General features: G+C 38.0%; 7 protein-coding genes. All 7 read right to left on the reverse strand.

Annotated features, from left to right (window positions below; genetic code table 11):
• Positions 1-56 precede the first annotated feature (56 nt).
• The 7 genes from recN to LQ227_RS24500 all read right to left on the reverse strand — a co-directional run bounded on the left by recN (position 57) and on the right by LQ227_RS24500 (position 8,278).
• Complete coding sequence (gene recN, locus LQ227_RS24470) at positions 57-1,709, reverse strand: DNA repair protein RecN (RefSeq protein WP_230146535.1); 1,653 nt, start codon at positions 1,707-1,709, stop codon at positions 57-59.
• 100 nt (positions 1,710-1,809) lie between these two features.
• Complete coding sequence (locus LQ227_RS24475; protein ID WP_230146534.1) at positions 1,810-3,909, reverse strand: M56 family metallopeptidase; 2,100 nt, start codon at positions 3,907-3,909, stop codon at positions 1,810-1,812.
• A gap of 97 nt (positions 3,910-4,006) precedes the next feature.
• On the reverse strand, positions 4,007-4,378 hold the full coding sequence (locus tag LQ227_RS24480; RefSeq protein ID WP_029279745.1) for a BlaI/MecI/CopY family transcriptional regulator: 372 nt from the start codon (positions 4,376-4,378) through the stop codon (positions 4,007-4,009).
• A gap of 463 nt (positions 4,379-4,841) precedes the next feature.
• Positions 4,842-5,735 carry a DUF4835 family protein gene (locus LQ227_RS24485; RefSeq protein WP_057934614.1) on the reverse strand — a complete coding sequence of 298 codons (894 nt, stop codon included), beginning with the start codon at positions 5,733-5,735 and terminating at the stop codon, positions 4,842-4,844.
• Positions 5,732-6,928, reverse strand: coding sequence for a bifunctional phosphopantothenoylcysteine decarboxylase/phosphopantothenate--cysteine ligase CoaBC (gene coaBC / locus LQ227_RS24490; protein WP_230151656.1), 1,197 nt, complete (start codon positions 6,926-6,928; stop codon positions 5,732-5,734). The genes LQ227_RS24485 and coaBC overlap by 4 nt, the downstream gene beginning before the upstream one ends.
• A gap of 72 nt (positions 6,929-7,000) precedes the next feature.
• Positions 7,001-7,327, reverse strand: a complete 327-nt coding sequence (locus tag LQ227_RS24495; protein WP_025145617.1) for a DNA-directed RNA polymerase subunit omega — start codon at positions 7,325-7,327, stop codon at positions 7,001-7,003.
• Between the two features lie 3 nt (positions 7,328-7,330).
• Positions 7,331-8,278, reverse strand: coding sequence for an outer membrane protein assembly factor BamD (locus LQ227_RS24500; RefSeq protein WP_230146532.1), 948 nt, complete (start codon positions 8,276-8,278; stop codon positions 7,331-7,333).
• Positions 8,279-8,581: the final 303 nt, after the last annotated feature.

An 8,581-nucleotide genomic window follows, 5' to 3' on the forward strand; every position in this document is an offset into this window, starting at 1 on the left:
GTTTACTGCCTAGCTTTCCGCTGCGCTACAGGTCAGGGTGACGAGCAATTGATAAACTAAGCGAGCAGCTCCCGTGCATTTTCAATTGCTGATGCACCTGGGTTTTTCCCACTTAACATTTCAGCGATTACACCAATACGTTCTTCTTGTTTAAGTTTACGGATGCCTGTTGTGGTTTTTCCGCGATCTTCATTTTTATGAACAAAGTAATGCGATATGCCTTTAGCCGCGATTTGGGGTAGGTGCGTTATCGAAATTACCTGCATGTTCTGTCCTAAATCGGCAATTACTTCTCCAACTTTTAATGCCGTTTCACCAGAAATTCCGGTATCAATCTCGTCGAAAATAATGGTCGGTAACGAAGTGTGTTTCGCCAATAAAGCTTTTATGGCCAGCATCAGTCGCGATAGCTCACCACCAGATGCTACTTTATTTACCGGGGCAGGGGCTTGGCCTGCATTGGCTGTAAAGAGCAGATTGATTTCATCTAAACCATCTTTATTCAATTCGTTCAACACTTTTTGGTCTAAAACCAATTTGGCATTTAGCATTCCTACTTTTTTCAAGGTAATACCGGTTTGTTCCTCAACCACTTTAATTGCTTTCTTGCGGTTGGCACTCAATTGGTCGGCCTGTTTATGCAGTTCTATTTTAAGCTGATCGATTTCTTTCTGCAGTTTTTCGATATGCTCATCAGAAGATAACAGCTTGTTCAGGTTTTCTTCCAACTGATTTTGAAATGCCAGCAATTCTGTATTATTGGCAAGCCTATGTTTTTGTTGCAGGGTATAAAACAGATCCAATCTTTGGTTTACAATTTCTAACCGATCGACACTGTGTATGGTATTTCCCTCTATTGTAGAAACTTCATCGGTAATGTCTTTTATTTCAATAATCGACGAGCGTAAACGTTCGTAAAGCACATTAATTGCAGGATCGAACTTTTCTATACTTTGAAGTTGTAACGAAGCTTCTTTTAATATCTGGAGAGCAGAAGGTTCACTTTCGTTAATTAAACCGGAAGCGGTAAGTAAAGCCCTTTTTATGGTTTCAGCATGTGTTAAACGTTCTAACTCTTGCTCTAAATCTTCTTGTTCACCTTCCTGTAATTTCGCCTGCTCGAGTTCGTTAAATAGAAATTGCTCATAATCTTGCTTGTTTCTCGCTTCGTCTGCCTCACTAACCAATTTCTTCAACAAGTTGGTGTCTTGTCTTAGTTTTTTAAACCCGCTGCGGTAATTAAACAATAGCGATTGGTGGTTAGCTAAAGAATCGACAATTAACAGTTGAAAATCGGCATCGTTAATCTCTTGGGTGGCATGCTGGGAGTGGATGTCGATCAACTTTTCACCAATTTGTTTCAGGATTGATAAATTAACCGGTGTATCGTTAATAAACGATCTGGTTTTACCGTCTATAGATATTTCTCTACGCAGTATACTTTCGTTCGAGAAATCTAAATCGTTTTCTTCAAAAAGTTCTTTCAGGTTTTCATCTGCCAGTGCAAAACTTCCTTCAATAACACATTTTTTATCCTGGTTAAAAAAGTATTTGCTTTCTGCGCGCTGGCCTAAAATTAGCGACAATGCACCTAAAATGATGGATTTACCAGCGCCAGTTTCACCTGTTATAATATTTAAGCCCTTATCAAATTCGATATCGAGACTGTCAATTAATGCGTAATTACGTATAGAAAGTTTTTGTAGCATAGCTAAGCAAAAATATTAAAATTTATTCAACGGGTGAATACAAAACAAAAACAGCGAAGAATAATCTTCGCTGTTCATGATCTGTTTGGTTTTTGTGTTGTTATTTTATCGAAATACCAATTGCATTATCTTCAGCAATTTTTAAGTTGGCTGCCTGAACATAACTTTTTATAGCTGTTTGATCGGCACTGGTAAAATCAGATTTTTTATACGTTACTACAGCATTTAGTGTGTTCAGGGCTTTAACAGCACTGGTAAAATCTTGATTATTGTATAACATAACTGCCGGAGTTACCTGTGAACTTTTGTTACCACCTTCTACCTTTTCCTTTTTCTCTTTCTTCTCTATTTTCTCTTTCAGCTCTTTCACTTCGTTGTCGAATTTTTCTTTCAATTTCTTGTACTCTTCAGTTTGTCTAACCTTGCTGTTCGAGTTATCATTGTATTTAAAAATTAGACCATCCGGAGAGCGTTGATAACCTTTGGCTTTAAATAGAGAATCAGCATGTAATATGCTTAAGCCAGATAATCTAGCGATTTCTCCTGATTTTAAAGCATGTACCCTGATATTCTCTATTTGTGCTCTAAATTCTGGCGTATTCATTTTGGCAGCCATATCTTCGCCCATTTTTTTCCATTTGGCCTGTGCTTCTGGTGAACCGAATTCTTTGTTCATATCTTCAGCCATTTTTTTCCATTTTGCCTGGGCTTCAGGAGAATTCATTTTCTTTTGCATTTCCTCTCCAAATTTTTTCCATTTGGCTTGTGCTTCTGGTGTGTTGTATTGTTTGGCAATATCTTCTCCAAATTTTTTCCACTTAGCCTGGGCTTCTGGCGAGCTATATTGTTTGGCTATATCCTCTCCAAATTTTTTCCATTTAGCTTGTGCTTCCGGTGAATTATACTCTTTATTTATTTTTGCAAGCAATAGCGAATCGCTGAACTTAAATTTGAAATTACTGTCGGTATGCAGTCTGTAGATATTTTTCCCTGCAAAAAGCTCATCCCTGTAAAAATCTTTTCTCAGGCTATCAGGCATTTCTTTTACTGAATTATATTCGGTTTTTTTACCATCCGCATCAATGGTTACAATTTTAATTTTACGTTTTTTAGTGGTATCAGTGCAAACAATCGTTTTAACATCATGGTGGTTGATCACACTTAAAACCTCAATTTTAGGCGTTTTTTTATTTTCTTTTTTCTTTTCTGTTGGATTGATCCAGGCAATAGAAAACAAGCAGGCTATTCCTAAAGTTAGGGCTGCCATTTGTTGTTTGGCGTTTAAATAATTTGTTTTCATGTTGGTTATTCTTTTTATGCGTTGATACAAATTCTGGGTCTTGCCGGTTGCTGCCAGTGCATAAGCCGGACTGTTTTTATCTTTTAATAATTCGAGTTTGAGTAGGGCATGGGCATAATTCAATGGTTTTCCGGTAATTTTTAATACCAGATCATCACAGGCATGCTCGCGCTCAATGTGTATAAATCTACCCGCCATCCACACAAACGGATTATAGAATAATAAGGTTTCTATGGCTGTTTTAATCAGGTTCAATAAGAAATCGTTTCTTCTGATGTGTGATAACTCATGGATTAATATTGCTTCTACCTGGTCGTTGTCTAATTGGTTTACCAGGGCCAATGGAAATAATACTACGGGTTTTAAATAACCGATAACCAAAGGCACATTAACAATAGAAGACAGATGGAACTGGATAACTTTATTGATTTTAAGATGGGCCGTTACCTGCTCAAAAATGGCTTTCCAGCTATCTGGAATGGCACTCAAACTCTCTTTCTTTAGTTTTGAAAGCTGACCATAGCCTTTAATGATTACGAATAACTGAAGCAAAATACCAATAATGTAAAATACGACTACAACAGGGAAATACTGCTCTGCCTTGCTGCTAAAACTTGGCGGTAGGTTGTTAAAGTATTGGTAAACCTGTATATTTTGCGCATTGATTGTGGGAGCCTGATTATTTACATTCAATGTTAACTGATGAATGAAATTATAGCCAAAGCCAATAAACATTAAAATGATGGCGCCAAAAGCAAGGTTGTGCTTATGTTTTGCCGCCAGCTTCGGAATGCTGAGCATTACAATAAATAGGATGCCATAAATAATGGCGCTTTGCCAAAGTGAGTTTAAAATACTCCAGCCAAATGCTTTGATGAACTGTTGTAATAAAGTTTCCATAACGGTGGTTTTAATTCTTTATACCGGGGACAATCCGAAAATGTTAATGTCTAATTAGGGATCCAAACCCTACACCTTTCAACCTTCAACGCTAACCTTACTTTAGGCTATCTAAATACTTTTTTATTTCGTCAATTTCATCTGCACTTGCACTGTGGTTACCCAAAGCCTGCATTACCAATCTCGCTGCCGATCCGTTAAATACGTTATCGATCATTTTGTTTACCAATTGTTTTTCGGTTTTATCCTGACTAACAAGCGCTTTGTAGATATGCGTTTTTTGATTGGTATCTCTTTCTACCATTCCTTTCTCGTGCAGAATCTGCATCAGTTTTAAAGTTGTGGTATACCCAGAGTCTTTTTTATTCAATGCCTCATGAACTTCTCTTACCGTTGCATTCCCCTTTTGCCAAAGCACCTGGAGGATTTCCATTTCACCTTCTGTTGGTTTGATGTTATGATTAGTCATATGTTACAAGTTGTACGAATTATTTCGTATTCAAATGTACGAAGATATTCGTAAGATCAAAATATTTTAACAAATTTTTAACTTTATTGGTTAATTATGGAAACTGGTTAACCAATTAACTGTGATATATGACGCATGAGAAAGCCAAATGTTGCATGCCTACTTGGCTTTAGAAAGGAAACCCCCAAATATGAAACTGACTTAGGTTATTAAACCTGATTGATGTGGATACCGGCCTGTGGATAAGGCCTGCAGGCGTATGAACGAAAGCAGGACTGGCTTTAATTGAAACGCTGAGACTGCTTTTTTAAAATTAATTACGACAAATGGAGAAACTACTTAATGGGATAGTCCGAGGTCGGCGGTCCGGAGTCCGAAGTAGTTTAGCCGAGAAAATAATCAATTCCTAAGTAATGAACGACGAACGATCAAACTATTGACCAATGAACCATCGACAAATGAACTAATTTTTCTTCAGTCCTTCGTACTTGCCAATATTCGCCGGATCGATTTCTGCCAACATATTGTAAGCTTTCATGCGTTCCTGGCCGTTTAGTTTAGAAAGTACATTGGTTACTTCTTCGGCTTTTGATGCGAAATAAACATTCGGGAAAATGGAACCCAGTTTCTGCTTATCCATTTGCTGAAGGGCAGGCAGGGCGGCAACAATCTGTGTTAAACCCTTATCATTATCGGTTAGCTGATCGAGGCCGCTTAAATGGTAGCTATAGATGAAATTGCGCAGTTCGCTAAAAATAGGATTCAAAACGTTTTCATTAAACCAAAAACGATTGCGTAAACCATCAGCTGCACGCCAGCCGGTATTGCCCGAAGCTTGCGCCAGATTAATGATGTTCTGTGCTTTTTTGTAAAATGGAGTTCCGCCCATTTTGCTAAAACTATCTTTATCCATTCCGATGATGGTATAAGCGTAGTAGGTGAGGAGGGCACTGATATTGGAAATGTAATTCTGATCAGAAAAATCGATTGTAGCGCCATCATTGAAATTAAAATCGAAATTCTTATCACTCATATTTAACAAAGTGCTATTGTAAGAGCTGTTAAAAACCGGGCGGCTGCTTTGGATCTGTGCTTCTGCAGTGTATCCGGAACCACCATCCCAGGAATTGATGGTGATGACAAAACTACACTCAATCCGTTCCTGCGGCTTATAACTTTCGTTGCTGAACTTGTTATTATTTAAAAAATCGCGGATTGTTTTTTGCAGAGCATCTAAAGTTGGCTTACTGATGTTCGAAACCTGAGGAGCCAGCAAAGTTATCCTCGCGTTTAACTCCTGTGCATGCAGTTTCCCGAAACCAACCAATAACAATATCCAAACAATCTTTTTTATCATTTTGCAATTTTTAAAATGGCCGCACAAATATCTTTAGCAACCTCTGTTTTCGATTTCATTTCAAATACAGTCCGTTCTAAAGCTTTGTTAAAAATAGTAATTTTATTGGTATCTGATTTAAAACCTGCACCCTTATCATTTAAAGAATTTAAAACCACCAGATCTAGGTTTTTCTTTTCTAGTTTACCTTTGGCATAATTCTCTTCATCATTGGTTTCTAAAGCAAAACCAACCAAAATCTGGTGCGCTTTTTTCGTTGTACCTAAAGAAGCGAGTATATCAGTGGTTTTTTCCAGTTCCAGAGCCAGGCCGCTATCCTGCTTTTTGATTTTTTCTGTGGCAACCAGTTTAGGGCGATAATCTGCCACAGCGGCACACATTACAGTAATATCGATATCAGGGAATATCGATGAACAGGCATCGAACATTTCCTGGGCACTTACTACATCGATTCTTTTTAAAATTTGAGTAGATTTTTGTGCAGTTGGTCCGGCAACTAATGTAACATCAGCTCCCAGGCTGGCCAGTTCATCAGCAAGGGCAAAACCCATTTTGCCTGATGAGTGATTGCCAATAAAACGCACAGGATCAATCGCCTCGTACGTAGGACCAGCAGTAACCATTACCTTTTTGCCAAATAAAGGCATTGATCTTTTAATGGCATCATTTAGAAAGGAAACAATTTCTTCAGGCTCTGCCATTCGGCCTTCGCCCCAAAGTCCACTGGCAAGTTCGCCATTGGCAGGTGCGATAACTGTATTGCCAAAACTGATAACCTTTTCGATATTAGCCTGTGTCGTTTCATGCTTCCACATGTCCAGATCCATTGCCGGGGCAACATAAACCGGGCATTTGGCCGATAGATAAACAGCCGTTAATAAATTATCGCAGATGCCTGTTGCCAGTTTGGCCAGTGTGTTGGCAGTTATTGGGGCAATGATCATGAGATCGGCCCATAAGCCTAACTCAACATGGTTGCTCCATACGCCAGTTTCTTCTTCGAAGTATTGGGTATAAACAGGGTTTTTAGAAAGCGTAGCAAGGGTAAGTGGTGTAATGAAATTAGCACCATCAGGGGTAAGAATAACCTTTACGTTTGCACCAGCTTTTACAAGCAGCCGAACTAAAAAAGCCGACTTATATGCCGCAATGCTACCGCAAACGCCAAGGATTATATTTTTATGTTTCAGCATAGCGTGTTGAGCACGGGGCATAGAGCATTAATATGCTTATAAAACTGCGCCATGCTCTTTGCCCTCTGCCAGTTACTTTTGTTCTTTAGCAGGATTTCTGTGATAAATTTTTTCGTTCAAAAACTCATCAATAGCAACCAAAACAGGTTTCGGCATGCGCTCGTAATGTTTGCTGATTTCAATCTGCTCGCGATTTTCGAAAATTTCTTCTAAATTATCGTTGCTTGAAGCAAATTCTGCCAATTTACCGTGTAACTCCTCTTTAACGTTGTTCGAAATCTGATTTGCTCTTTTAGCAATTACCACTAAAGATTCGTATAAGTTATCTGTAGTTTTATCTAAATCGTGTACGTTTCTGGTTACTGTAGTATTTGGTACAGCAGGTTTGTTAGTATTCATGTATTACTTGTTTTTAATATTCGTGTTATCAGCATTAGTTGGTTTTGTAGAAACGGTATCCTTTAATTTACCAGTTCTGATCAACATCTGCTTGTATTTTTCCTGATCAGCGGCATATAATGCCAATTCTTGTTTTGTAGCCGCAATCCCCGCTTCAACATCTTCCTTAAGTAGCTTTGCATCTTTAGTGTATTTACTGTCAGGATGGTTTTCAGTAAACTCAGTATATAAAGCAAGTGCTTCATTATAACGGTCTTCCTGGCGGATGATATAACTGTTTTTTGCGTATAAATATTGCGCTTTAATCATCAAGAAATCCATTTCCTCAGCATATTTTATATCTGGGTAATCTCTTTGCGCATTTTTTAAAGCAATAACCGCTGCCCTGTAGTTGTCTACGTTGCTTGGCCCGGTAGTTAAGTACATCTTGGCGTTTTCGAAAGCTTTATCTTCTAACTTGCCCCTTAATGTGGCAATATATTTGCCAGCGGCTGCAGCACGATCGCTGGTAGGGTATAAGTTGATGAATAATTGTAGTGCATCTATAGCTTTATAGGTATTTTCCTGATCTAAAGAGAAATTTGGAGATTCTAAATAGAAACAATAAGCACCCATGTATCTCGCTTCTTCGGCATTTTTACTTGCTGGGTAGGTATCTGCGAAACTTTTAAACTGGTATCTGGCAGTTGTGTAATCACTTAATCTATATAAAGTATAAGCATAATAATAGTTCAGATCCTCAGCCTCTGCACGGCCACGATATTTTTGAGAAAGATCCTCAAAAAGCACCAATGCTTTACTGTAATCGCGTTTATTATACAAACGAAGCGCCTCTTGATATTTTTTTGCAACGTCATTACTCGCTCTCAATTTCTCGAAACGACTTTTACAACCCGCAATACCCAGAGCGGCAACAAATACTAAAATAATTAAGTGTTTAACTTTAAACATTCTGCAAAGATAATTAATAATACGATAACATCAATAAAAACAATTGGCCACTAAGCTATGCAAAGCAATTCAGTACAATATAACAGTTAACAATTTTTAACATATATATGGTATACCCAATGTATCTGAAAGTTTTTTTATTCCTATACTATATATATAGTATGATTTCAGTAGATGTCTTCCGAAGTTTCAATAGGCATGGGTGTTGGATAACTTCGGAAGTTTATTCAGGTCACGCTGGTTTTATTACTACACTATGTATAAGAGTGCCTTTGTTTTTTTTAGCAAAGCAGGTTCTGTGCT

Source organism: Pedobacter sp. Bi27 (genome assembly GCF_918698255.1).
GTDB lineage: Bacteria > Bacteroidota > Bacteroidia > Sphingobacteriales > Sphingobacteriaceae > Pedobacter.